This is a genomic window from Oerskovia enterophila, from assembly GCF_001692445.1.
GTDB lineage: Bacteria > Actinomycetota > Actinomycetes > Actinomycetales > Cellulomonadaceae > Oerskovia > Oerskovia enterophila.
The window spans coordinates 47018-73006 of sequence record NZ_MAQA01000018.1; the positions used below are offsets into that span (position 1 = coordinate 47018).

Genomic DNA, 25989 nt, shown 5'->3' on the forward strand with positions numbered 1-25989 from the left:
CTGCGGAGAATGCCATTCTTGCGGAGGACGTCGTCGAGCCCGACGCCGCCTCGACGACGGGGAGCTCTGGCACCTCATCCCGTCCCGAGATGAAGCGCGTCGTCATCCTCGCCGGAGGGCTCTCGCACGAGCGCGACGTGTCGCTCCGGTCGGGTCGACGCGTCGCGGAGTCCCTGCGTGGAGCAGGGATGGACGTGACCGTGCTCGACGTCGATGCATCGCTGCTCTCGGCGTTGGCTGCCGACCGGCCTGAGGTCGTGTGGCCGCTCCTGCACGGTGCGAGCGGCGAGGACGGGTCCGTCCGCGATGTGCTCGAGCTCCTAGGACTGGACTACGTCGGCACCGGCCCCAGGGCCTCTCGTGCGGCGTGGAACAAGGCGATCGCCAAGAACGTCGTGCTGGGAGCGGGGATCGACACTCCCGACTACGTGACCCTCCCCCAGAGCCTCTTCCGAGAGCTCGGCGCTCAGCCCGTCCTCGACGCGGTCGTCAGCAGGCTGGGACTGCCGCTCGTGGTCAAGCCGAACCAAGGGGGCTCAGCCCTGGGCGTCACCCTCGTGTCGCGTGCTGAGGATCTTCCGCGAGCCATGGTCGACTGCTTCTCCTATGGCGAGCTCGCACTCATCGAGAAGGCGGTCCAGGGTGTCGAGGTAGCCGTCAGCGTGGTGGACGGCCCCGATGGCCCGCATGCCCTTCCCGCTGTCGAGATCGTCACCGACGGCCCGTACGACTACGACGCCCGATACAACCCTGGGCGAACCAACTACTTCACGCCCGCCCGTCTCTCCGCACCAGTGGCCGCCCGCGTGGCCCAAGTGGCCGTCGACGCTCATGTCGCTCTGGGGCTCCGCGGACTCTCACGGTCGGACCTGATCGTCGACCCCGACGGCGTGCCCCACTTCCTTGAGGTCAACGTCGCCCCGGGTATGACCGAGACCTCGCTCTTCCCGCAGGCTGCCCACGCTGCGGGGCTCGACCTTGGCGGCCTCTATCGGCAGATCGTCGCACAGAGCGTCGGGGCACGAGTCACGGCGATCTGACAAACATCCTCCAGACCGCACGAAGCCCCGGTGAACGTCAGTTCACCGGGGCTTCGTGTTTCACGTGAAACATCGGGCAGCGACCATGTTGGCGGCTGGACCTACTGACGCAGCAGACCTGGGTCCTCCGGGGCCATGAGGTCGAGGATCCTGTTGAGATCCTCGACCGACGCGAACTCCACCGTCAGACGGCCCTTGTTCTTGCCGAGGTCCACCTTGACCCGTGTCTCGAACCGGTCAGAGAGCCGGACCGCGAGGTCGTCGATCGCTGCGATGCGCTGCCCTGGTCGCGGTGCGCGTTCCACGGGCTTCTTCGCGTCGAGGCCACCAAGAGCGACGATCTCCTCAGTCGCTCTGACCGACAGTCCTTCCGACACGATCCTCTGAGCGAGGCGTTCGATCTCAGCGCCGTCAGTCAGACCCAGCAGAGCACGAGCATGTCCGGCTGAGAGCACTCCCGCTGCCACCCGGCGCTGTACGAGTGGCGGCAGGCGCAGCAGGCGCAGCATGTTCGAGATCTGCGACCGACTGCGAGAGATCCGGGTGCCGAGCTCTTCGTGCGTGCACCCGAAGTCGTCGAGCAGCTGACGGTAGGCGGCAGCCTCTTCGAGAGGATTGAGCGCGCTGCGATGGAGGTTCTCCAGCAGTGCGTCCCGCAGAAGATCCGCGTCCTCCGTCTCACGAATGATCGCCGGGATGACGTCCAGTCCTGCGGCCTGCGTCGCACGCCAGCGCCGCTCCCCCATGATGAGTTCGTATGAGCCCTCGTTCTCCGGGTCGCGTCGTACGACGATGGGCTGGAGAACACCGATCTCCTTGATCGACCCGACCAGCTCGTCCAGCTCGCCCTCGTCGAACACAGTGCGTGGCTGGCGAGAGTTCGCACGGATCAGACCTACGGGGAGCTCGGCGAATGTCGCGCCAGGGACAGGGACCAGGCCGTCGTCCGCAGGTGTTGCGGTGTGCGTCCTCTCGGACGTCGCGGATGTTTCACGTGAAACAACGCCGGCGTGTGCACCTTCCGCCGCAGTCGAAGGTTCGGTGGGGATCAACGGTCGAGATGTCGAGGCAAGGTCAGTGGTCGGATCGTCCAGACCAATCAGACCAGCCGGTGAGTCGGAGCTCTCACGCTCGATCGTCAGGACGGTCGAGCCACCCAGGCTCGACGACCCCACTCCCCCGCCCTCCGGGTTGGTGTTCTGTTCGACCGGCGCTGCAGCCTGTGGCGCCGACGGGAAGAACACGTCCACGGGGCGTTCACGCTCTGGGCTCGTCGGAATCAGGGCCCCAAGACCACGCCCAAGCCCACGGCGCTTCTCACTCATCGTGCATCCTCCTGGTAGCTAGGCAGCACTGCCCATCGTTCGGCGAGGTAGTTCTGCCGGGAGACGTCGCGAGATGCTCCGTCAACGGGTTGAACGGGTATGGGACGTCCACGATCAGCAACCTCCCGAGCGGCTTCGAGGTAGGCGAGCGCACCAGTGGAGCTTGGGTCGTACGTGATGACAGTCTGCCCGTGGCTCGGCGCTTCGGAGATGCGTACTGAGCGGGGAACAGTCGTCCTGAGGGTCTGCTCGGGGAAGTGCTCGCGCACCTCGGATGCGACCTGCTGGGCGAGGTTGGTGCGGCCGTCATACATGGTCAAGAGAATGCTCGAGACGTGCAGCTGGGGATTCAGGTGCGCCTTGATGAGCTCGATCGTCTTGAGGAGCTGGCTCAAGCCTTCAAGGGCGTAGTACTCGCACTGGATCGGAATGAGTACCTCCCGGCCGACCACGAAGGCATTGACAGTCAGCAGGCCGAGGCTGGGAGGGCAATCGACCAAGACGTAGTCGATGCGCTCAAGCCCTTGCGCGACGCGTTCCTCCAGGTAGACATCCACCGCACGACGCAGCCGTGTTTCACGTGAAACCAAGGAGACGAGCTCGATCTCAGCACCCGACAGGTCGATGGTCGCAGGGACACACCAGAGGCTCGGGATGTCGGGGCACTGCTGGACCGCAGAAGCAAGCGGGGCACCGTCGACCAGAACCTCGTAGACAGAGGGTGTCCCGGCGCGGTGTTCGACACCGAGTGCCGTCGACGCATTGCCTTGCGGGTCATTGTCGATGACAAGGACATTCAACCCAGCCTGGGCAAGACCAGCGGCGAGGTTGACTGTCGTCGTCGTCTTCCCGACGCCACCCTTCTGGTTGGCGATCGTGATGATGCGGGTCGTCGCTGGACGGGGGAACTGTCGTCCGTGGAGATCGATGCGACGCCGCGCATCGATGGTGAGCTGGGCCGCGAGAGGCGTGTCGTCGTCCATCTCGGGCAGGCTGGCCATGAGGGCAGCTCGGCGATCGTCTTCGCTGGCCATCGCCGCTGTGCCCTGGTTCCCGGAGTCAGTCGACGATGTTTCACGTGAAACCGCCGCGAACGGCACCGCTTCTCGATGATCGAACGGCATGCTCTGGTACCGGTCGGAACTCTCAGTCACGCCCATCTCCCTCAATTGACCCACCTCACAGCATGCGCTCAAGACCCGGCATTGACCGAGGTCTTGAGCGCGTGTCGCCCCGAAACTCGGCGGACAAGACAATCGGGGCTGCATCTCTGCCGCCTCATGCCCGCGAGTCCCGTGTTCTCGACGCTACCTCACGGATCCGTCGTCAGACCGTTCTCCACGGCTGTCCCTAGGCTCACGACTCAGGCAGGAGTGCGGCGTACCCGAAGCACCGTCGTCGGTTCGACGCCCTCGACGCTGAGGGCCTCCAGGATCTGAGGCTCCTCGGTCTTGTACTTCCGCAGCACCTTACGTGCCGGCTCGATCTCCTGCTGGACGTTCTTGCCCTTGAGGACCACCATCTCTCCCCCGCGCTCCACGAGCGGCAGTGACATCCTGGCGAGCTTCTCGAGCGCAGCCACGGCACGAGAAGTGACCGCCTCACACTGGAAGGCACCGTGGTACTCCTCGGCCCGGCCTCGCTTGACCTCCACGTTGGTGAGCTCGAGCTCGTCCACCACCTCGTTCAACCAGGTGCAACGACGCTCCATGGGCTCGATCAGCAGGACCTGCGCTTCCGGGAGCATCGCCGCAATGACGATGCCTGGAAGCCCTGCTCCGGATCCGATGTCTGCAATCGTTCCACCGGTCGGGAGGTACTGCACCACCGCAGCGGAGTTCAGGATGTGGCGCTCCCAGATGCGAGAGACCTCACGCGGACCGATCAAGCCACGCAACTCTCCCTGGTCGTGCAGCATCTCTGCAAACCGCGAAACGAGAGAGAAAGAGTCTCCGAAGTACTCCTGGACTTCGGGCGAATCCGCGAGCGCTTCGCGTGAAACGTCGCTCGGGATGCCGTCGCTCATCTCGTTCGTCATGTACTCCTCTTTCGGTGCAGATCACCTGTGCGGCGAGATCCACGTAGTGCCGGACAACCAGGGTCCATGGTGTCACGTCCCGGCCCGGACCGGTCCGAACGTTCGGCTGTCCGTACGCGCGATCCACGGGAAAGCTCGGATCGCACCATCGACTTCCATGGGCCGATCGCGTGACCCAGCCTTCTCGACTTCCTCGGTTCGGGCTCCAGGTCCTGGCCGCCCCTCCGCGTCCTGCAGGTCCCCGCTGTCATGCGAGGCGCTGCGCAGAAGGTTCGGCCCGCATCCGTGACGTGGAGCGGCGGGCGCTCCGAAAGCTGCGCCCACCCGATCAAGATGTTCCAAGAGCTCGTCGGTCGTAGCCAGCCCTTGCTGCACCATGGCAGCGAGCAGGCCGATTGCGGTCCATGGGTGGCGTTCACCGATACCTCGCGGATCGCTCCCCCGCGCGTGACGGAACCAGCAGTTCAGGGCAGCATGTCAGACGCCCGTCGATCTACTTCTCGTTCAGCCCACGTCCGCTAGCTCTGCGGACACAACAGAGCCGCCCGATGTTTCACGTGAAACATCGGGCGGCTCAGCGGCCTTGAACGACCGAGCGGATCAGGACGCTTCGGCGGGGCGAATCACGACATAGCGTTCCGGGTCGGTACCCCGAGAGTCGCTCGTGAGGCCGGCGGCTGCCACGACATCGTGGACGACCTTGCGCTCGAACGCGTTGAGCGGCTCCATCGATAGCTCCTCGCCCGACTCTCGCACCTTGGCGATCGCCACGGTGGCCAGTTCCGTGAGCTCGATCTTGCGCTGAGCCCGGAAGCCTGCGATGTCGAGCATGAGTCGACTCCGCTCCCCCGTCCGGGCCTGGACGGCGAGACGGGTGAGTTCCTGCAGCGCGTCCAACACCTCCCCCTCCTTGCCCACCAGGTGACGGAGGGACGCCGCGTCGTCGGCCACGATCTCGAGGGCCGCACGACCGTGATCGATGTCGATGTCGATGTCGCCGTCGAGGTCCGCGATATCGAGGAACTCCTCGAGGTAGTCTGCCGCGACCTCGCCCTCTTCTTCGAGGCGCGTCATCTCGTCGGGGGCTTGGTCTTCGGCAGCGGGTGCGTCAGTAGACGACATGCTGACTCCTTGGGGGTCAGGAGAACCCCGGGTCGCAAGGATCCTCGGTGCTCTCGGAACAGGACTGGGGCTACTTCTTCGGCTTCTTCGGGGACGGAGAACCCTTACCGGTTCCCTGTGCCGTGCCGCCGGTCTCGTCGTCGACAGGTGCATCCTCGACCTTGTCGGACGGAGCCGTGGTTCCGGTGATGACGCGAGGCGTGCCAGGCTTCTGACGGTCCTTGCGCTTGGGCTGCTGACGCTGCCCTCGCGGCTGCTCGATGACCGGAGCGGCCTCCTCGACGATCCCCTTGGCCGCAGCCTTGCGCTTCTTGCGTTCGAGCATCAGCCGCTCGGCCTCCGACCCCGGTGCCGGCATGCGCTTGATCGTGTAGAACTGCTGCCCCATGGACCAGAGGTTCGTCGTCGTCCAGTAGACCAGGACACCGACGGGGAAGTTCACGCCGGAGACGGCGAAGATGAACGGGAAGACGTAGAGCATCATCTTCTGGGTCGAGGCCATGGGGCCCTCGAGTGCCGACTTCGGCATGTTCTTCATGGTCAGCTGACGCTGCGTGAAGAAGGTGGTGGCGCACATCGCGACGATGAGCGCACCGATGACGATCTTCGCCTGGAGGTCATCCGTCTTGAGGAAGACGTCAGAAAGGTGGGCTCCGAAGAGCGAAGAGCTCTCGATGTCCTTGGCGACCGCTGCGTTGATCGGTCCGATCGGGTCCGCATCGCCTGTCGAGATCGGCACCAGGCCGTTGAGCACACGGAACAGCGCGAAGAAGATGGGCGACTGCAGAAGGATCGGCAGGCACGAGGCGAACGGGTTGGTCCCGTGCTTCTTGTAGAGCTCCATGGTCTCGCGGCTCATGGCCTCACGGGACGCCGGGTCCGACTTGCCCTTGTACTTCTTCTGGATCGCCTGCATCTCCGGCTGCAGCATCTGCATGCCGCGGGAGGCCTTGATCTGCTTGAAGAAGAGCGGGATCAGGAGGATACGGATGATGATCACGAGCCCGACGATCGAGAACACCCAACCGAGACCGGGTCCGTCGCCCATGCCCAGGAACACGAGCCCCTGGTGGCACAGGTACATGATCCACGCGACGACCCATTCGATCGGCTCGAGGAACTTGAAGAAGTCCATCCGTACTACTCCCTAACCTTCAACAAACTGGGTCCCGCCGACGTCGCCGGCGGGAGGACTAGTGCGAGTGCTTCCTCAGCGCCTCGGGGACGTCGTCGACGCCCCCCTTGCTCCAGGGGTTGCACCTCAGCAGCCGCCAGACGGCGAGCCGTACGCCTCGCAGCACACCGTGCCGTCGTATCGCGACGAGCGCGTACTGCGAGCACGAGGGGTAGTACTTGCAGGTCGGGCCAGTCATCGGGGAGATGACGCTCTGATATCCCCGGATCAGGCCGACGAGCACGAGCAGGGGAATCCTGCGGACGAAGCGCCACGACCGCGACGCCCACCCAGAGGTGCTGACACCCGGTGGTTCCACAGGGACTGCCGCACTCATGCGTCCGCCGTCCGTTGGCCCCACCGGGTCACTGCACGCTTGAGACAGGACGCAAGGTCCTGATCGAGCTGAGCGAAGTCGCTGGACGCCGATGCGGGAAGAGCTCGGACCACCACGCGGGTCTGCGGCGGGAGCGCATCCAGGTACGACTGCGAGGCGGCGCGCAGACGCCGCTTCACCTTGTTCCGGTGCACGGCGTTGCCCACAGCCTTGGATACGACAAAACCGACCTGTGGTGGCCCGTCTCCCCCAGAATCCTGGGTGAGATGAACCACCACGGTCGATCGTCCCGCGCGCACGCCGCTGCGCACCGCCCGTTCAAAATCTACGGAACGGCGCATGCGGTGCGCCGCGGGCAGCACCTGCTGTCAGGCAGAGAGCTCGGCGCGGCCCTTGCGACGACGGGCAGCCAGGATGGCGCGGCCGGCGCGGGTGCGCATACGCAGCCGGAAACCGTGGGTCTTCGCACGGCGCCGGTTGTTCGGCTGGAAAGTCCGCTTGCTCACGAGGTACTCCAAGAACGTCGGGGAGGTACACCGTCTATGTCCTCGACGATGCAGTGCTACAGCTGGAAGAGATGCAGTTCTGCATCCCAGCCGTCCGTGTACCCGCCACGATGTGTCCGTGGATTCGCCCCCGTGAGGGCGCGCGAAAGTACCTGGAACGGCTGTATGACGTTACGCCGCGGGACCCCCTCGGGTCAAACCCGGGCTGGAACGCGTCGAGCCTGTCATGATATGTCGTGCGGTAGCCGATACGTCTAGGCTGGCTGCGCGACTGCGGTTCCTCCAGCGCGCACCGTTCCGACCGCCGCCCGGCGCGACGCAGGTTCGGACGATTCGCTGGTCGCACGTCGTCAGCACCCCACCGACACCGGAAGAGCGCTCTGCTAGCAGCCCACAGGTTGTGGAAAACTATGTGGATAACCGGTCTGCGTGGCACACTCCAGAGCGGTCCTGCTCCTCATGCTCCACCCGACGACGAAGGAATCACCTGGTGCCCCACCCTGACGAGAACATCACTGATGTCTGGGCACAGACGATTGCCGTCCTCGAGGCCAGCCCCGACATGACGCCGCGGCAGATCGCTTTCATCAAGCTCGCGAAGCCTCTGGCGATCCTCGACGACACCGTCTTCATCGCCGTCCCTCACGAGCAGACCCGCACCTACCTCGAGACGCGCGTGCGCGACGAGCTCGTCTCTGCGATGTCCGGCGCCCTCGGGCGTGACGTCCGGTTCGGCATCACGGTCGATCCTGAGCTCAGCTCCGAGCCGCCGTCCCCCGCCGCGCTCACGGCGAGCTCGCCCGAACCGATGCCTCTGCGCACCGAGGTCGAGCACGAGCGCCCCCTGCCCGCTCCCTCCCCGCAGCGTCCTCCCGCCGAGCCGACCAGGCTGAACCCGAAGTACATCTTCGAGACGTTCGTCATCGGCTCCTCGAACAGGTTCGCGCACGCTGCCGCGGTCGCGGTCGCCGAGGCACCCGCCAAGGCCTACAACCCCCTCTTCATCTACGGGCAGTCCGGCCTCGGCAAGACGCACCTCCTGCACGCGATCGGCCACTACGCGCACAACCTGTACCCAAACGTCCGCGTGCGCTACGTGAACTCCGAGGAGTTCACCAACGACTTCATCAACTCGATCAGCGAGGGCAAGGCCGGGACGTTCCAGCGGCGCTACCGCGACGTCGACGTGCTCCTGATCGACGACATCCAGTTCCTGCAGGGCAAGGAACAGACGATGGAGGAGTTCTTCCACACCTTCAACGCGCTGCACAACGCCAACAAGCAGCTCGTCATCACCTCGGACCTCCCACCCAAGCAGCTCAACGGCTTCGAGGACCGTCTGCGCAGCAGGTTCGAGTGGGGCCTCATCACGGACGTCCAGCCCCCGGACCTCGAGACCCGCATCGCCATCCTGCGCAAGAAGGCTGCGAGCGAGCGGCTCGCGGCGCCGGCCGACGTCCTGTCCTACATCGGTTCCAAGATCTCCACGAACATCCGTGAGCTCGAGGGGGCACTCATCCGTGTGACGGCCTTCGCGAACCTCAACCGCCAGCAGGTGGACCTCGCCCTCGCCGAGATCGTCCTCAAGGACCTCATCACCGACGACGACGCGTCCGAGATCACCCCGGCAAGCGTGATCGCGCAGACCGCTGCGTACTTCGGCCTGACGATCGAGGACCTCTGCGGAAGCTCACGCTCCAGGGTCCTCGTCACGGCTCGTCAGATCGCCATGTACCTGTGCCGTGAGCTCACCGACCTGTCGCTCCCGAAGATCGGCCAGCAGTTCGGCGGCCGCGACCACACCACGGTCATGCACGCGAACCGGAAGATCACCGAGCAGATGGCCGAGCGCCGGTCGACGTACAACCAGGTGACCGAGCTGACGAGCAGGATCAAGCAGCAGCACCGAGGCTGACGCCGCCAGACGACAACACCGACGGACGACACCGTCCACCGCCCTCAGTCGGCAGGCAGGGGAGGGCGTGGTCCCCGATCACGCGGCAACGCACTCTCGGTACCCCTGCCGGCGCAGCGCGACCCCTGCCACGGGCCGGAGCGCACCTGCCCGCTCACAGTCCACAGGTAACTGGAGCGCAGGCCTTTAGCACCCGTCACCATCCGTCAACGGCGTGCCGAGCCCGACGGCGGAGGCCCTCGATCACGACCGATCACCATCGAGCGTCCTCCCGATGCCCGCCGCCCCGCGCCCCGCGCCCGTCAGTTGGCACCTCTCGGCGACCAGCAAGGTCCGGCAGATCACCGCACCCCCGGCACGACGGAGGTCGACCACGACAAGCACTCGCGATGCGGCGCACGGACCCTCGACTCCCGGTCGACGCGCCCGGCCGCCGCTACCGGCGCTCCGTCGCATCGAGCAACTGTTCGCCCGTTATGCGGCTTATGAGGTTTCTTGGTCGGTCCTCGGCGACGACCCGCCTTCCATGTGCGCAGGGACGCGCGGGCACTCACCACGACCGCTGTCTCCGTCCCCGACGGCCTCGACCGACGCACACTGCCCGCGAGCTCTTGTGTACAAGCCGCACGGAGGGGGCCGCCATCCCCAGAGTTGTCCACAGGGGCTGGGGGTATGTCCACCAGCGACTCATCCCTGTCCCCAGAAGTGGACCACTGCGTCCCCAATCCCCTGTGTACAAGCCACTCTGTCCTGTGTACGGCTCGTCCTGCCGCGCCCTCAACTCACAAGCTTGTGCACGTGCCTGTGGATAACTGTGGACGAAGGGGCACATCGTGTGGACAGAGGAGACCTCACCGGTGGACGGCGAGCTGTGGACAACTGGTCGTCAACAGTGCCTCCGATTTACCCACAGGCCCGTCCCCGGTTCATCCACATGGAAAAAGGGCACTTGACCTGGGAAGAGACCGCTTTTCCACACTTTGCACAGCACCGATGACTACGACGAATGATCTCTAACCAGGAAAAATCCACACGCCTTCATCTGGTCCCGAGAGCTCAACGCTGCCCCATCTCGCACGTGTGACCGCCGTCACAGAGAAGCCGAGAAGCGCGCACTGCACAAGCGCTCGAGATCGCTCGCTCACGAGCGTGCCAGAGGTACCGCACCCGGCGCAGACTCGCGTAGGGTTCATGCGGGCACGACCCGAGCGAGGTCTCGTCCTCCCCGACGACGAGGAGGCCGGCAGAGCGCCGTGACGTGCGTGCAGAGTTCTGCACAGACACTCTCCGGACCTGTGCACCGCGCGGTGGAGTGCCTGACATGTGAAGATCGATCCATGGACGAGAGGGTGTGGGATGAAGTTCCGGGTTGAGCGTGATGTCCTGGCCGACGCTGTGACGTGGACGGCCCGTACGTTGCCGACCCGACCTCCTGCTCCCGTCCTCGCGGGCGTGCGCATCGAGGCCGACGCCGTCGGGACGATCGGTCTGTCGAGCTTCGACTACGAGGTCTCCGCACGTTCGGAGATCCCCGCGGAGGTCACCGAGCCGGGCACGGTCCTGGTCTCCGGCCGACTCCTGGCGGAGATCTCCCGAGCCCTGCCCGCCAAGCCCGTCGACTTCGCGGTCGAGGGCAACAAGGTCATCGTGACCTGTGGAGCGAGCCGCTTCACGCTCCTCACCATGCCCGTCGAGGACTACCCGGCCCTGCCCGCGATGCCGGAGCTCTCGGGCACCGTGTCGGGCGACGAGCTGACGCACGCCGTCGCCCAGGTGACGGTCGCCGCGAGCCGTGACGACACGCTCCCGCTCCTGACGGGCGTGCGCATGGAGATCGAGGGCGAGCGCATCACGCTGCTCGCGACCGACCGCTACCGCCTCGCGCTGCGTGAGCTCACGTGGACCCCCGGCACCCCCGACTTCAGCGCCGTCGCGCTGGTCCGTGCCCGCACGCTCAACGACGTCGCCAAGTCGCTCGGGAGCTCGGGCCTGGTCAACGTGGGTCTCACGGCCGGTACGGGCGTCGACCTCATCGGCTTCGAGGCCGGCGGTCGCCACACGACCTCCCAGCTCGTGGACGGCGACTACCCCGCGGTCCGTCGCCTGTTCCCCGACGAGACACCGATCCACGCGGTCATGGCGACCGCTCCGCTGATCGACGCGGCCAAGCGCGTGTCCCTCGTGGCCGAGCGCAACACGCCGATCCGGCTGTCCTTCACGGACGGCCAGGTCGTCCTGGACGCCGGCCAGGGGGACGACGCGCAGGCGTCCGAGGCCCTGGAGGCGGTGCTCGTGGGCGAGGAGATCTCGGTCGCGTTCAACCCGCAGTTCCTGCTGGACGGGCTCGGGGCCCTGGGGACGGACTTCGTCCGCCTCAGCTTCACGCACCCGAACAAGCCGGTGGAGTTCACCGGTCAGGAGTCGCTGGACGGCGAGGACTCCTCGCACTACCGCTACCTGCTGGTCCCCATCCGCTTCGCGAGCTAGCAGGGGCCGGCCCGCGCAGTACACGAGCTCAACGGCACGGAGGCACGCGATGGTCACGCACATCGGTCTGGTCGGACTCGGCAAGATGGGCGCGAACATGCGTTCGCGCCTGCGTGCCGGCGGCATCGAGGTCACGGGCTTCGACCGCAACCCGGACGTCTCGGACGTCGCGACGCTGGCAGAGCTGGTCGAGGCACTTCCGGCCGGGCAGCGGGTCGTGTGGGTCATGGTTCCCTCGGGGCCCATCACCCGCGGGGTGGTCACCGAGCTGGGCGAGCTGCTGACGAGCGGCGACGTGGTCGTCGAGGGCGGGAACTCCCACTTCTCGGACGACGCCGAGCACGCCGCACAGCTCGCGCCCCGTGGCATCGGCTACCTGGACGTCGGCGTCTCGGGCGGTGTCTGGGGCCTCGAGAACGGGTACGGGCTCATGGTGGGCGGCGACGCCGTTCTCGTCGAGGACGTGATGCCGGTCTTCGACGCGCTGCGCCCGGACGGGCCGCGCGACGAGGGGTTCGTCCATGCCGGGGCCGTCGGCGCGGGGCACTACGCCAAGATGGTCCACAACGGCATCGAGTACGGACTCATGCAGGCCTACGCCGAGGGCTACGAGCTCCTCGAGGCCAAGGACATCGTGACGGACGTCCCGGGCACCCTCAAGGCCTGGACGCGCGGCACGGTCGTCAGGTCCTGGCTGCTCGACCTCCTGGTCAAGGCGCTCGAGGAGGACCCCGAGCTGGGCGCGATCAGCGACTGGGTCGAGGACTCGGGCGAGGGCCGCTGGACCGTGGACGAGGCGATCGACAGCGCGGTTCCGCTGCCGGTCATCTCGGCAGCGCTCTTCGCGCGCTTCGCGTCGCGGCAGGGCGCGTCGCCCGCGATGAAGGCGGTCGCGGCGCTGCGCCAGCAGTTCGGCGGGCACGCGGTCAAGCCCGCGGGCCCGGCCTCCTGACGGGTCCGGTCTCTCCTGCCCGACGCTGCCTCGCACCTCGCGCGCACAACCTCTGGTCGAGGCGTCACACTGGTGGGAGCACCTTCCTGACCGTCGTGTCCACAGCCGCTCCCTGCCCTGTGGACGAAGATCGCCTCGTCGACCTCGTCGACCTCGTCGACCGCAAGCCGTAGGACCAGATGTACATCTCCCACCTCTCCCTCGCGGACTTCCGTTCGTACACCTCCGTCGACGTCGAGCTCGAGCCCGGCGTGAACGCCTTCGTCGGGCCCAACGGCCAGGGAAAGACGAACCTCGTCGAGGCGATCGGATACGTCGCGACGCTCGGCAGCCACCGCGTCCCGTCGGACGCGGCCCTGGTCCGTGCCGGCGCGTCGCGGGCCGTGATCCGTACGAGGATCGTCCGCGGGGACCGGGCGAGCACGGTCGAGATCGAGATCACCCCGGGCAAGGCGAACCGGGCGAGGATCAACCGAGCACCGGCGAGCCGGCCCCGGGACGTGCTCGGCATCGCTCGCACGGTGCTGTTCGCCCCCGAGGACCTGGCCCTCGTCAAGGGCGACCCGGACGGTCGACGCAAGTTCCTCGACCAGCTCGCGGTGCTCCTGGTCCCACGGTTCGCGGGCGTCCTGAGCGACTACGACCGAGTCCTGCGGCAGCGCAGCGCGCTCCTCAAGTCGGCAGGGGGTGCCATGCGTGCCTCGCGGTCGCAGTCGCCGGACCTGCGCACGCTCGACGTCTGGGACGCCAAGCTCGCGGCGACCGGTGCAGAGATCATCGCCTTGCGCCTCCAGCTCGTCGAGGCGCTGCAGCCGTACGTGGCGGCAGCCTACGAGCAGGTGAGCTCCGGTCAAGGAGAGGCGCACGTCGCGTACCGCTCCTCTCTCGCGGCCGCGCTCGAGGAGGCGAGCGACGTCGTCGGGCAGGAAGGGCAGGCCCTGAGCGTCGCCGAGCTCGAGGCCCAGCTCCTGACCGCCATGACCTCCTTGCGCAGCAAGGAGATCGACCGCGGGGTGTGCCTCGTCGGGCCGCACCGCGACGACCTGGTCCTGACGCTCGGCGGCCTGCCGGCCAAGGGGTACGCGAGCCACGGCGAGTCGTGGTCGTTCGCGCTCGCCCTGCGCCTCGCCTCGTACCGGCTGCTCACGGACGGGGCGCCCCAGGCGTCGGGCTCGCTCCTGTGGTCGCCGGACTGGGGGCCCGACGGCGAGCCCGTCCTGCTGCTCGACGACGTGTTCGCCGAGCTCGACGTGCGCCGCCGCGACCGGCTCGCGGACCTGGTCGCCGGGGCCAACCAGGTCATCATCACGGCTGCGGTGCCCGACGACGTCCCGGCCCAGCTCCAGGGGCTGCGGCTCGACGTCCTCGACGGGCAGGTGACCCGTCGTGCGTGACCGGGGCCAGGACCCGGACGAGGACGCCGCCGGCCACGAGGACGACGAGCCCGCACGTCCCGCAGGCCTGCCCGTGGGCGAGGTCGTCGACCTGACCCCTCCGGCCCAGGTAGCGCGCGAGGCGCTCAACCGGGCCCGGGCCGCTGCCCGGGCCAAGGGCATCCGTCCCGGGCAGCCCTCCCGGCGGATCCTGGCCGACCCTCCCCCGTCGTCGGGGGCCCGACCCGGTGGGCGCGACCCCCAGACGTTCGGTGCGGTCGTCCAGCGGCTGCTCCACGAGCGGGGGTGGGTGCAGGACGTGTCGGTCGGCGGGGTGATCGGGCGCTGGCGCGAGGTGGTCGGCGACCAGGTGGCCGACCACTGCGTGCCCGAGACCTTCGAGGACAAGGTCCTCGTGGTCCGCGCGGACTCGACCGCATGGGCGACCCAGGTCAAGCTGCTGACCCCCCGTCTGCTCGAGCGGCTGGCGCAGGAGGTCGGTGAGGGAGTGGTCGAGACCGTGACCGTCCTGGGGCCGGCGGGGCCCAGCTTCCGGCGCGGTCCCAAGACCGTCCGTGGCCGTGGCCCGCGCGACACCTACGGCTGATCGCGAGGGCGATTCGTCACGATATGACGGTCGCGCGCCGTGCGCGGGCAAGGCTGTCGGCGAACAGATCCACCGACCTGTGGAGAACCTTGTGGAGAACTCGCTCCGAAGGGCTCATAATCCGCTGTTTTGGCTGCCTCCCAGGTAGAATGGTGAGGTCATTCCGGGTCACTCCGCGCGCGCCGACTGGCACGCGCGCGAGCCGGAACCGATGAGCCGTGCAGCGATCCTCCCCAGCGGGTGAACCTGTCGCGTGCAAGATGACGAGGAGCGCTTCCGCCCGTGGCAGAGCACACAGACAACGTCCCTTCGAGCCTGCCCCCGGAGAGCGGTGGAGGTCCCGGCCTGGACCAGGACCCTTCGGGCGGCACGTACGACGCGAGCAACATCACCGTCCTCGAAGGGCTCGAGGCCGTCCGCAAGCGACCCGGTATGTACATCGGCTCGACCGGTGAGCGAGGGCTCCACCACCTGGTGTACGAGGTTGTGGACAACTCTGTGGACGAAGCCCTCGCGGGCTACGCCGACACGATCGACGTGACACTTCTGGCCGACGGAGGTGTACGCGTCACCGACAACGGCCGCGGTATCCCCGTCGCCATCCACCCGACCGAGGGCAAGCCCACGGTCGAGGTCGTCATGACGATCCTGCACGCCGGCGGGAAGTTCGGCGGGGGCGGCTACGCGGTCTCCGGTGGACTGCACGGCGTGGGCATCTCGGTCGTCAACGCGTTGTCGCGCAAGGTCCAGACGGTGATCAAGCGTGACGGCCACGTCTGGAGCCAGAACTTCAAGGACGGCGGCAAGACCGACGGGCCCCTCGTCGAGGGCGAGGCCACCACGGAGACCGGCACGACGCAGACGTTCTGGCCGGACCCGGAGATCTTCGAGACGACCGAGTTCGACTTCGAGACTCTCCGCTCGCGCTTCCAGCAGTACGCGTTCCTCAACAAGGGGCTGCGCATCACGCTCACGGACGAGCGCCGTCAGTTCCTGGACACCGACGACGAGGTCACGGGCCAGGTCTCGGACCCCGCCGAGGACCTCGTCGCGGCCCCCGAGGGGGAGGACGAGTTCAAGCCCCGCGTGGTGTCGTACAAGTACGACGAGGGGCTGGTGGACTACGTCAAGCACCTCAACGCGGCCAAGAAGGTCGAGCTGATCCACGACGAGATCATCGACTTCGAGTCCGAGGACAAGGAGCGGCGCATCTCGGTCGAGATCGCGCTCCAGTGGACCAGCGCCTACTCCGAGTCCGTGCACACGTTCGCCAACACGATCTCGACGACCGAGGGCGGCACGCACGAGGAGGGCTTCCGTGCGGCCATGACCTCGCTCGTCAACGAGTACGCGCGGGCCAAGGCCATCATCAAGGAGAAGGACGACAACCTCACGGGCGACGACATCCGCGAGGGCCTCACGGCCGTCCTGTCGATCAAGCTCGGCGAACCCCAGTTCGAGGGCCAGACGAAGACCAAGCTCGGCAACACCGAGGCCAAGTCGTTCGTGCAGCGCGTCGTCCGCTCGCAGCTCACGGACTGGTTCGACTCGCACCCGACCGAGGCGCGCGACATCATCCGCAAGGCCATCCAGGCCTCGCAGGCGCGGCTCGCCGCCCGCAAGGCGCGCGAGGCGACGCGACGCAAGGGGCTCCTCGAGTCCGGCGGCATGCCGGGCAAGCTCAAGGACTGCCAGTCCAACCGGCCCGAGGAGTGCGAGGTCTTCATCGTCGAGGGTGACTCGGCAGGCGGCTCGGCCGTCCGTGGACGCAACCCGCACAACCAGGCGATCCTCCCGCTGCGAGGCAAGATCCTCAACGTCGAGCGCGCACGCCTCGACCGTGCGCTGGGCAACAACGAGGTCCAGGCGCTCATCACGGCGTTCGGCACGGGCATCGGCGAGGACTTCGACATCGCCAAGCTGAGGTACCACAAGATCGTCCTCATGGCGGACGCCGACGTCGACGGCCAGCACATCTGCACGCTGCTGCTGACGCTGCTCTTCCGGTACATGCGCCCGCTGATCGAGCACGGCCACGTGTACCTCGCGCAGCCGCCGCTCTACCGCCTCAAGTGGTCCAACGCGCCGCACGACTACGTCTACTCCGACCGGGAGCGCGACGCGTTCCTGCTCGCGGGTCAGGCCGCGGGCAAGCGCATCCCCAAGGAGAACGGGATCCAGCGCTACAAGGGTCTCGGCGAGATGGACTACTCGGAGCTGTGGGACACGACCATGGACCCCGAGCACCGCACGCTCAACCAGGTCACGCTCGACGACGCGGCCGCCGCGGACGAGATCTTCTCGATCCTCATGGGCGAGGACGTCGAGTCGCGCCGGAACTTCATCCAGCGCAACGCCAAGGACGTGAGGTTCCTGGACATCTAGCGGGTAGGACGTGGTCGGTGGCGAAGGACGGCCGGGTGGAAGACCCGGCCGTCCGCGCGCCGACCACGACCTACCGCGCGACGACACGGCGGACGGCCCACCAGGAGACCTTCACGGTCGACCGGGCGTGCTTCCTCCGAGCCGCGACGACAGCTTCACCACACAGCAGGACCACGACAGGACGAGGTAGACGACGGTGACGGACGAGACTCCCGAGCAGGACGAGAACCAGGGGACCCTTCCCGGGGACGGGACCGAGGCGACGCTGGGGGCCGACGGCGCGGTCGCGGTGCAGCACGGCCGGATCGCACAGGTGGACCTGCAGCTCGAGATGCAGCGCTCGTACCTCGACTACGCCATGAGCGTCATCGTCGGTCGAGCGCTCCCCGACGTGCGGGACGGCCTCAAGCCCGTCCACCGTCGCGTGCTGTACGCGATGCACGACGGCGGCTACCGCCCCGACCGCGCGTTCTCGAAGTGCAGCCGTGTCGTCGGTGACGTCATGGGAAAGTTCCACCCGCACGGTGACACGTCGATCTACGACGCCCTGGTCCGCCTGGTCCAGGACTGGTCGCTGCGCTACCCGCTCGCTGCGGGCCAGGGGAACTTCGGGTCCCCCGGCAACGACCCGGCGGCGGCCCCCCGATACACCGAGTGCCGCATGGCACCGCTGGCCACGGAGATGGTCCGGGACATCGACAAGGAGACGGTCGACTTCCAGGACAACTACGACGGCCGTACCCAGGAGCCCGTCGTCCTGCCCTCGCGGTTCCCGAACCTGCTGGTCAACGGCTCGGCCGGCATCGCGGTCGGCATGGCCACGAACATCCCCCCGCACAACCTCCGTGAGGTCGCGGACGGCGTGAAGTGGCACCTCGAGCACCCGGAGGCCTCCAAGGAGGAGCTCCTCGAGGTGCTGCTGACCAAGATCAAGGGCCCGGACTTCCCGACCGGTGCGACGATCCTCGGCCACAAGGGCATCGAGGAGGCGTACCGCACGGGTCGTGGCTCGATCACGATGCGCGCGGTCGTCAACGTCGAGGAGATCCAGAACCGGATCTGCCTCGTCATCACCGAGCTCCCCTACCAGGTCAACCCCGACAACCTGGCGCTCCGCATCGCGGACCTGGTCAAGGACGGCAAGGTCCAGGGCATCGCGGACATCCGCGACGAGACGTCCGGTCGTACGGGGCAGCGCCTCGTGATCGTGCTCAAGCGCGACGCGGTCGCGAAGGTCGTCCTGAACAACCTGTACAAGCACACGTCGCTCCAGGAGAACTTCGGCGCGAACATGCTCGCGCTGGTCGACGGAGTGCCGCGCACGCTGAGCATCGACGCGTTCGTCCGGCACTGGACGACGCACCAGATGGACGTCGTCATGCGCCGCGCCCGGTTCGACCTGCGCGCCAAGGAGGAGCGGGCACACATCGTGCGCGGCTACCTCAAGGCGCTCGACGCGCTCGACGCGGTCATCGCGCTCATCCGTGGTTCGGCGACGGTCGAGGACGCCCGAGAGGGCCTCATGGCGCTGCTCGAGGTCGACGAGATCCAGGCCCGTGCCATCCTGACCCTCCAGCTGCGTGCCCTCGCGGCCATGGAGCGTCAGAAGCTCATCGACGAGTACGCCGAGCTCGAGGCCGCGATCAAGGACCTCAACGACATCCTGGCCCGTCCCGAGCGCCAGCGTCAGATCGTGGGTGACGAGCTCGAGGAGATCGTGGCCCGGTACGGCGACGAGCGTCGCACGACGATCCTGCCCTACGACGGAGAGGTGTCGATCGAGGACCTCATCGCCGAGGAGGAGGTCGTCGTCACGATCACGCGTGGTGGCTACGCCAAGCGGACGCGCAGCGACAACTACCGTCAGCAGAAGCGCGGTGGCAAGGGCGTGCGCGGCGCGCAGCTGCGCGAGGACGACATCGTCGACCACTTCTTCGTCACGACGACGCACCACTGGCTCCTGTTCTTCACGAACCTCGGTCGGGTGTACCGGGCCAAGGCGTACGAGCTTCCCGAGGGCGGGCGCGACGCCAAGGGCCAGCACGTCGCGAACCTCCTGGCGTTCCAGCCCGGAGAGAAGATCGCCCAGGTCCTCGACCTGCGCGACTACGACGCCGCGGAGTACCTGGTGCTCGCGACCCGTCGCGGTCTGGTCAAGAAGACGCGCCTCTCGGAGTACAACTCGCCGCGCTCGGGCGGTCTCATCGCGATCAACCTGCGCGAGGACCAGGACGGCAACACCGACGAGCTGGTCTCGGCCCGGCTGGTCGACGCGACGGACGACCTGATCCTGGTCTCGCGCAAGGGGCAGTCGATCCGCTTCACGGCCGACGACGACGCCATGCGTCCGCTCGGCCGGTCCACCTCGGGCGTGACGGGCATGAAGTTCCGTGAGGAGGACGATCTCCTGGCCATGGACGTGGTCCGGGACGACGCGTTCCTGTTCACGGTCACCGAGGGCGGTATCGCCAAGCGGACCCAGCTCACGGAGGACAACTACCGCGTCCAGGGCCGCAACGGGTTCGGCATCAAGGTGGCCAACCTGCCCGAGCGCAACGGGGACCTGGTCGGTGCGCTCGTGGTCGACGCCGACGACGAGGTGCTCGTCATCATGGAACGGGGGAAGATCGTCAGGTCGTCCGTCGACGAGGTCAAGCCGACGGGTCGTACGTCGCAGGGCGTGATCTTCGCCAAGCCGGACAAGAACGACAAGATCATCGCCGTTGCCCGTAATGTCGAACGTCGACTGGGGGAGGATCGGGATACCGTGGACGAGGAAGCATCCGAGCAGGGGCAGCCTGACGTCGCCTCTCCCGCCAGCACCACCGGGCAGGAGGCTTCGTCGGAAGCGGCCCCCGGAGCCACCGAGGATGGTAGATGAGCAGCGAGAAGAAGTCCCCGCCGACGATCGTGCCCAAGGTGGTGCCGCCGCGTCCTGACGACGTGACGGGTACCGCGAGCCGCCCTGCGGCGACCAACGGCACGGCACGGCCCGCAGGGGGCGGGACGACCAGCGGTGCGCCGACCGGGGCCAACGCCCCGGTACCGCCGCCTCCCGCGACGAGCGGTCCGGCGGGCGGGAGCGATGCCCCCGTCCCGCCGCCTCCCGCCTCGAGCGGTGGCACGGCGCGCTCCGGAGCGCTCAAGGCCGCCGCGGCCGCCATGGCCACGGCCAAGGCAGCCGCGAAGAAGCTGTCCGACCCTCCTCCGGCGACTGCCAGGACGGCGGCCACCAGCCCGGCGCCCGCCGAGCCCGCGGCGAGGCCGGCGCCCGCAGCGGCTGCGCCGGCCACGCCCGTCGCACAGTCCACGACCGAGATCGACGACCGAACGGTGCCGCGCGTGACGAAGAGCTCGACGAGCACCACCGCTCCTGGCGGTACGCAGGAGGTCCCGGCGATGCACTACACGGCCGCCGGCTTCAGCGGGACTGCCCGCCCGGTGACGGGGACCACTCCTGCGGCGGCCCCTCCGGCCACGGCTGCGCCCGCGGCGGCCACCGCCGCTGCGGCGCCCTCGACGGACGCGAAGCCCGCCTCACGGCCGGCGTCCGACGGTCCCCGCAGGGTCCGCCTGACGGTGTCGCGGGTCGACCCGTGGTCGGTCATGAAGCTGTCGTTCCTGCTGGCCGTGGCCATCGGGATCATGACGGTCGTCGCGACCGCGGTCTTCTGGACCGTGCTGGACGGCATGGGCGTCTTCACCGAGGTGAACTCCCTGGTGGAGAGCATCGTCGGCAAGGAGAGCCCCGTCGACGTGCTCCAGTTCGTGGAGTTCAACCGGGTCGTCGCACTCTCCACCCTGATCGCGATCGTGAATATGGTGCTCATCACAGCGCTGTCCACGATCATGGCGTTCATCTACAACCTGGTTGCCGCGATGGTGGGCGGAATCCACCTCACGATGACGGACGACTAGGGCAAAACGTCCCCCGACCGGGGCGTCGTCGCAGGCCGTGAGCGGTCTCGGACGGCTCCCGACGATGTCCCGGTTTGGGTACACCCCGAGAAGTGCGATAGTCTCAAGCGCTGCCGCAGCACAGCAAGGGCCTATAGCTCAGACGGTTAGAGCGCTTCCCTGATAAGGAAGAGGTCAGAGGTTCAAGTCCTCTTAGGCCCACTGCCGGAAACCCACCCGAGGGGGAACGTCATGAAGAAGTTCTTCGTACTGCTGCTCGTTGCTGGCGCTGGATTCTTGATCTGGCGCAAGGTGTCCGAGGACAACAACGAGCGCGATCTCTGGGCAGAGGTCACCGACACTTTCGAGTGACGGCTCTCTGCACGTCGGTTCCGAGCGTTCTGGGGCCATGGCGCAATTGGTAGCGCACCTGCTTTGCAAGCAGGGGGTTGGGGGTTCGAGTCCCCCTGGCTCCACACAGTGAGAAGGCCGTCGGCCGGGTCCATGACCTGACCGGCGGCCTTCTGCGTGTTCCGGCCCTCGTGGCGGTCGGGTTCGAGCCTTACATGCCAGAGGGGCCCGCCCGGCATCGCCGGACGGGCCCCTCACGCATTCGTACGGGTCAGGCGGTCGGCTTCTTGTCCTCGCCCTCGGTGCTTCCCTCGCTGCCCGACGACGCCGCGTCCTTGGCACGTCCGGTCGCCTTGCGCGTCGCCTCCTTGGCATCGGTCACGGCGTCCTGGACCTTGCCGGAGATCTTGTCACCGGCGTCGGCGACGGCTCCCTGGACCTTCTCCCCCGTCTCACGGCCCTTGGCGACGGCGGCGCCGGCGGCCTCTCCGACGGCCTCGGCGGCATTGCCCACGGCGGCTCGTGCGTCGTCGAAGGTCGAGGCGGGAACCTGGTCCCAGGGCTCGGCCCACGGGTCCGTGGTCGGCTGTGCACGGCGCCACAGGACGTAGGCGCCGCCGGCAGCGGTCACACCGCCCACGACCCACCACAGGGCCTTGCTCTTCTTCTGCGGGTCCGCGGCCTCAGCGGCTGCGGTGAGCTTGGCCGGTGCGGCCTTGGCAGCCTTCTTGGCCGACGCCGCCGAGGCGTCGATGCCCTTCTTCGCGGCCTTCGCGGCCTTCTTCGTGGCCCTCTTGGACAGGGTCTCGGTGGCCGCCGCGGACTCGGCCGTGGCGGCGGCCGCGGCGTCGGCGGCGCGGGACGCTGCTTCGGCCGCCGCTGCGGCCGCCGCGTTGAAGCTCGCCACGATCTTGGGCAGGACCTCGTCGACGAGCTTGTCGTGCGCGGTGTCGATCGCAGGCGCTGCCTTCCCGGCGGCCTTCTCGACGCGTGGTGCAGCGGCCTGGAGGCTGTCCTGCCATGCCTTCTCGACGCGAGGCGTCAGCCACTCGACGAAGGCCTCGACCTTGGGGCTGCCCCACTCCTTCGCCTGACCGGCGGCCCCCTTGGCCTGGTCGGCGAGCTGGACCGCGGTCGTCTGTGCCTTGGCGCCGGCCTCCCCGACGAGCGCAGCGACCTCAGCGGCCTGATCCTTGAGCTTCTCGGTATCGATCGTGTCGGTCACGGCGCGTGCGGAACGGCGGGTTCGGTCGGACATGGAGACTCCAGGTGTTCGTGATGCGGGCTGTAGGCGCTGGAACTCCACTCTGCCACCGTGCCCGGAGGCTCGCGAGGCAAGCGCGCCGTGGCGCGGGACACGAGCCGAGCGACAGGGCGGGGGCACAGGCGACCGTGTGAGAATGGGGGCATGTTCGCAACCCTCCACACCACTGCTGGTGACATCCGTATCGAGCTCCTGCCGAACCACGCGCCCAAGACGGTGGCGAACTTCACCGGTCTGGCGAAGGGCACCACGACCTGGACGGATCCGCGCACGGGCGCGGAGCGGAACGACCCGTTCTACGACGGTCTGATCTTCCACCGCGTGATCCAGGACTTCATGCTGCAGGGCGGCTGCCCGCTCGGCACCGGTACCGGTGGGCCCGGCTACACGTTCAACGACGAGATCCACCCCGAGCTGCAGTTCGACCGCCCGTACCTGCTGGCCATGGCGAACGCGGGCTCGCGTCGCAACCCGGTCTCGGGTGAGGTCGAGGGCACCAACGGGTCGCAGTTCTTCATCTCGACGGTCCCCACGCCGTGGCTCAACGGCAAGCACACCATCTTCGGCGAGGTCGTCGACGACGAGTCCCGCGCGGTCGTGGACGCGATCAACGCGACGCGGACCCGTCCGGGCGACCGCCCGGTCGAGGACATCGTCATCACCTCGGTCACCATCGAGGACTGACCATCTCCGTCCCCGCCTTCGGGACACCGGGGCCGGCGCAGCCGGCCCCGGTGTGTCCCCGACACCCAGACCGCGTCTCGTACGTCCGCTGCCAACGCTGTGGACGTCCGGCCTGCCCCGAGTGCCAACGTCCGGCGGCCGTCGGCATCCAGTGCGTCGACTGCGTGCGCGAGCAGGCCCGGTCCGCACCCCAGACCAAGACGGCTCTCGGCGGGACCGTCCGCACGGGGCGCCCGGTCGTCACGCTGACGATCATCGCGCTGTGCGTCGTGAGCTGGCTGCTCCAGCTGGCCACCGGGGGCGAGTGGACCCAGCGGCTGGCGTTCGCGCCGTTCATCGGTGACGTGCAGCCCTACCGCTTCCTCACCGCGGCCTTCCTGCACTCGACGAGCGTCTTCCACATCCTGTTCAACATGTATGCGCTGTGGATCACCGGGCCCTTCCTCGAGCAGATGCTCGGGAGGGCACGGTTCATCGCGCTGTACGTGCTCGCGGCTGTCGGCGGATCCGTCGGCGTCGTCCTGCTCGCTCAGCCGACGCCGGACGGCGGTTGGTTCACGCCGGTCGTCGGTGCGTCCGGGGCCGTGTTCGGGCTCTTCGGAGCGATCCTCGTGGTGCTGCGGCGCCTGGGGCGGAACGCCGCCCAGATCCTCGTCCTGATCGGGATCAACTTCGCGATCGGCTTCATGGTCAGCAACATCGCCTGGCAGGCTCACCTGGGTGGGCTCGTCGTGGGGCTCGTGCTCGGGGCGGGCTACGCCTACGCGCCCAAGGAACGGCGCAGGCTGTGGAGCATCGGCATCACGGTCGCGGTCGCGGTGGTGCTCGTCGTTCTCACGGTCCTGAAATACGCCTCAGCCCCGCAGTTCGCGCTGTCCTGAGCAGACTGCTCGATCTCGGATAGTTATCCACAGAGTTACTCACAGGTGTGGAACTACACTGATGTAGTTATCCACAGGGCAAGGAATCTGTGGACAGCCGTCCGTCCCGCGCACGCTGGTGACAGGCACGAGGGTGGGGTCCGCAGCTCTGCGGGCCCCACCCTCTCCTGTACCGAGCCAGGCCGACGTGGGCGGGACGCACGCCGTCCAGCGACTACTTCCAGCGCGTGGTCAGCGCGAACCCGGCGATGATCAGGACGAACCCGATCACCAGGTTCCAGTTGTGGAGCGCCGGGATCGGCAGGCCGAGGCCACCGCTGGTGAGGTAGAAGATGACGATCCACGCCAGGCCCAGGAGCATCAGGGTCAGCATGGTCGGCACCAGCCAGCGGGGGTTGCCGGTCTCAGGCTTCTTCACCTGCGGCGCCTTGACCTTGGCGGGCTTCTTACGGGACTTCGACTCGGGCACGAGAGCTGGCTCCTGTCCTCGGGATGCGTGTTCCTGGCACCAGTCGTGTGCAGGAGCTGTGTCGGGTGGGACGAAGCGCCGTTGCGCGACGTCGTGAACGGCGACGCCATTCGTCATCTAGCGTAGTGGGCGGACAGAATAGCGTGTGCACGGGCAGATGGACGAGAGCCGGGAGTGAGCCAGATGGATCGCCGCCACGGAGCGACGCACGACATGGAGGGCGCTGGGGTCGGGGACGCTCAGCGCGCCGACGCCGGCGAGCCCGTGGGCACGGCGGCGACCCAGCCCCCCACACGAGCGCGTCGGATCCGGTCCAGCGTCACGGTGCTGCTGGTGCTCTCGCTGTCCGGGCTCATGTTCTCGGCCAGCGCCCGGCTCGCGCAGGGCCAGGACGGCCGCCACCCCGAGAACCTGACGGACCTCGTGCAGAGCGAAGAGCGCCGGGTCAAGGACATGACCGAGAAGGTCGTGGGCCTCGAGGTAGAGGTGTCGACCCTCGCGGCAGGGACCGGTGGGGCCGAGACCGAGTCGCCCGAGCTCGTCGAGCGCACCGGGATCGTGTCGGGTGCGGTCGCCGTGACGGGTCCGGGACTCAGCGTCACGCTCGACGACGCCCCCATGACCCAGGACCACCCCAAGGCGCGCGTGGACGACCTCGTGGTCCACCAGCAGGACCTGCAGGAGGTCATCAACGCGCTCTGGGCCGGAGGTGCGGAAGCGATGACTCTCCAGGGCCAGCGCGTCACCCCCACGACCGCCTTCCGCTGCGTCGGGAACGTGCTCAACCTCCACGGGCGGGTGTTCTCGCCGCCCTACACGGTGTCCGCGGTGGGTGACCCAGCCCAGCTCCAGAAGGCGCTCGATCGTTCCGAGGCGATCGACATCTACAAGCAGTACGTGGACGAGTACGGCCTCGGGTGGAAGGTCGACAAGTCGGAATCCCTCCTCATGCCCGTGTTCGAGGGTGCGACCGACCTGAAGTACGCGCGCGTGACCGGCTCGGAGGACGAGGGCGCGTGACGCCGTCGGGCCTGGGGACGGGCACGCCCACCCCGCACCCCGACGACCGGCCCGGCCCGCACGTGGACACGGTCTCCGGCCCCACGCAGCAGGGACAATGATGAGCAGGCCGGGCCCCGCCCGACCCCCCCGGACGAGCCGCACCCCCCGCGCGGCGTCCGG

The 25989-nt window shown here is 67.8% G+C and carries 23 protein-coding genes and 2 tRNA genes; 15 read left to right on the top strand and 10 right to left on the bottom strand.

Annotated elements, in window-relative coordinates; translation table 11 throughout:
- The first annotated feature begins 89 nt into the window (after positions 1-89).
- Positions 90-1040, top strand: coding sequence for a D-alanine--D-alanine ligase family protein (locus OERS_RS09150; protein ID WP_068625551.1), 951 nt, complete (start codon positions 90-92; stop codon positions 1038-1040).
- A 101-nt stretch (positions 1041-1141) separates the two neighbouring features.
- Here the strand turns inward: OERS_RS09150 and OERS_RS09155 are convergent, their stop codons facing one another.
- From OERS_RS09155 to rpmH, 8 genes are all read right to left on the bottom strand, one after another.
- Entirely contained in the window at positions 1142-2365 is a 1224-nt protein-coding gene (locus OERS_RS09155) for a ParB/RepB/Spo0J family partition protein (RefSeq protein WP_068625537.1), read from the bottom strand.
- A complete protein-coding gene (locus OERS_RS09160; RefSeq protein WP_068625552.1) occupies positions 2362-3399 on the bottom strand; it encodes a ParA family protein in 1038 nt (345 codons plus the stop codon). Before OERS_RS09160 ends, OERS_RS09155 begins: the two co-directional genes overlap by 4 nt.
- 329 nt (positions 3400-3728) lie before the next feature.
- Entirely contained in the window at positions 3729-4403 is a 675-nt protein-coding gene (rsmG, locus tag OERS_RS09165) for a 16S rRNA (guanine(527)-N(7))-methyltransferase RsmG (protein ID WP_082849117.1), read from the bottom strand.
- Between the two features lie 600 nt (positions 4404-5003).
- On the bottom strand, positions 5004-5525 hold the full coding sequence (locus OERS_RS09170; protein ID WP_068625538.1) for a Jag family protein: 522 nt from the start codon (positions 5523-5525) through the stop codon (positions 5004-5006).
- A gap of 70 nt (positions 5526-5595) precedes the next feature.
- The gene (gene yidC / locus OERS_RS09175; RefSeq protein WP_068625539.1) at positions 5596-6660 is read right to left on the bottom strand and encodes a membrane protein insertase YidC; all 1065 of its coding nucleotides are present in this window, start codon (positions 6658-6660) and stop codon (positions 5596-5598) included.
- Positions 6661-6718: 58 nt separating this feature from the next.
- Positions 6719-7036 carry a membrane protein insertion efficiency factor YidD gene (gene yidD / locus OERS_RS09180; RefSeq protein ID WP_082618210.1) on the bottom strand — a complete coding sequence of 106 codons (318 nt, stop codon included), beginning with the start codon at positions 7034-7036 and terminating at the stop codon, positions 6719-6721.
- The gene (gene rnpA / locus OERS_RS20665; protein ID WP_082608662.1) at positions 7033-7398 is read right to left on the bottom strand and encodes a ribonuclease P protein component; all 366 of its coding nucleotides are present in this window, start codon (positions 7396-7398) and stop codon (positions 7033-7035) included. Before rnpA ends, yidD begins: the two co-directional genes overlap by 4 nt.
- A gap of 6 nt (positions 7399-7404) precedes the next feature.
- Positions 7405-7542 carry a 50S ribosomal protein L34 gene (gene rpmH / locus OERS_RS20670; RefSeq protein WP_010849920.1) on the bottom strand — a complete coding sequence of 46 codons (138 nt, stop codon included), beginning with the start codon at positions 7540-7542 and terminating at the stop codon, positions 7405-7407.
- 490 nt (positions 7543-8032) lie between these two features.
- Between rpmH and dnaA the strand changes: the two genes are divergently transcribed.
- The 11 genes from dnaA (at position 8033) to OERS_RS09230 (ending at position 21634) form a co-directional block, all read left to right on the top strand.
- Positions 8033-9457 (top strand): chromosomal replication initiator protein DnaA, encoded by a 1425-nt coding sequence (gene dnaA, locus OERS_RS09185; RefSeq protein WP_056761796.1) that lies wholly within the window; start codon positions 8033-8035, stop codon positions 9455-9457.
- Positions 9458-10813: 1356 nt separating this feature from the next.
- Positions 10814-11944 (top strand): DNA polymerase III subunit beta, encoded by a 1131-nt coding sequence (dnaN, locus tag OERS_RS09190; RefSeq protein ID WP_056648090.1) that lies wholly within the window; start codon positions 10814-10816, stop codon positions 11942-11944.
- 49 nt (positions 11945-11993) lie between these two features.
- A complete protein-coding gene (gene gnd, locus OERS_RS09195; protein ID WP_068625540.1) occupies positions 11994-12896 on the top strand; it encodes a phosphogluconate dehydrogenase (NAD(+)-dependent, decarboxylating) in 903 nt (300 codons plus the stop codon).
- Positions 12897-13075: 179 nt separating this feature from the next.
- A complete protein-coding gene (gene recF / locus OERS_RS09200) occupies positions 13076-14290 on the top strand; it encodes a DNA replication/repair protein RecF (protein WP_068625541.1) in 1215 nt (404 codons plus the stop codon).
- Complete coding sequence (locus OERS_RS09205; protein ID WP_235534155.1) at positions 14283-14876, top strand: DUF721 domain-containing protein; 594 nt, start codon at positions 14283-14285, stop codon at positions 14874-14876. Before recF ends, OERS_RS09205 begins: the two co-directional genes overlap by 8 nt.
- 345 nt (positions 14877-15221) lie before the next feature.
- Entirely contained in the window at positions 15222-17261 is a 2040-nt protein-coding gene (gene gyrB, locus OERS_RS09210) for a DNA topoisomerase (ATP-hydrolyzing) subunit B (RefSeq protein ID WP_225220065.1), read from the top strand.
- Positions 17262-17457: 196 nt separating this feature from the next.
- Positions 17458-20142, top strand: coding sequence for a DNA gyrase subunit A (gyrA, locus tag OERS_RS09215; RefSeq protein WP_083201340.1), 2685 nt, complete (start codon positions 17458-17460; stop codon positions 20140-20142).
- Positions 20139-21179: a DUF3566 domain-containing protein gene (locus OERS_RS09220; protein ID WP_248948480.1), complete on the top strand. Its 1041-nt coding sequence runs from the start codon at positions 20139-20141 to the stop codon at positions 21177-21179. The genes gyrA and OERS_RS09220 overlap by 4 nt, the downstream gene beginning before the upstream one ends.
- A 127-nt stretch (positions 21180-21306) precedes the next feature.
- Positions 21307-21380, top strand: a tRNA-Ile gene (locus tag OERS_RS09225).
- Positions 21381-21410: 30 nt separating this feature from the next.
- A complete protein-coding gene (locus tag OERS_RS21730) occupies positions 21411-21530 on the top strand; it encodes a DLW-39 family protein (RefSeq protein WP_210410998.1) in 120 nt (39 codons plus the stop codon).
- 31 nt (positions 21531-21561) lie between these two features.
- Positions 21562-21634: transfer RNA gene (locus OERS_RS09230), tRNA-Ala, on the top strand.
- 146 nt (positions 21635-21780) lie between these two features.
- On the opposite strand, the gene OERS_RS09235 is transcribed toward OERS_RS09230, so the two are convergent.
- Positions 21781-22767 carry a hypothetical protein gene (locus tag OERS_RS09235; RefSeq protein ID WP_068625542.1) on the bottom strand — a complete coding sequence of 329 codons (987 nt, stop codon included), beginning with the start codon at positions 22765-22767 and terminating at the stop codon, positions 21781-21783.
- A 150-nt stretch (positions 22768-22917) separates the two neighbouring features.
- Between OERS_RS09235 and OERS_RS09240 the strand changes: the two genes are divergently transcribed.
- Positions 22918-23457, top strand: coding sequence for a peptidylprolyl isomerase (locus tag OERS_RS09240; protein WP_056648078.1), 540 nt, complete (start codon positions 22918-22920; stop codon positions 23455-23457).
- Positions 23458-23621: 164 nt separating this feature from the next.
- Entirely contained in the window at positions 23622-24338 is a 717-nt protein-coding gene (locus OERS_RS09245; RefSeq protein WP_322788288.1) for a rhomboid family intramembrane serine protease, read from the top strand.
- Between the two features lie 214 nt (positions 24339-24552).
- On the opposite strand, the gene OERS_RS09250 is transcribed toward OERS_RS09245, so the two are convergent.
- Complete coding sequence (locus tag OERS_RS09250) at positions 24553-24807, bottom strand: cell division protein CrgA (protein WP_068625543.1); 255 nt, start codon at positions 24805-24807, stop codon at positions 24553-24555.
- A gap of 183 nt (positions 24808-24990) precedes the next feature.
- Here OERS_RS09250 and OERS_RS09255 point away from each other — a divergent pair, with 183 nt between their 5' ends.
- Positions 24991-25827 (top strand): DUF881 domain-containing protein, encoded by an 837-nt coding sequence (locus OERS_RS09255; RefSeq protein WP_231907824.1) that lies wholly within the window; start codon positions 24991-24993, stop codon positions 25825-25827.
- Positions 25828-25989: the final 162 nt, after the last annotated feature.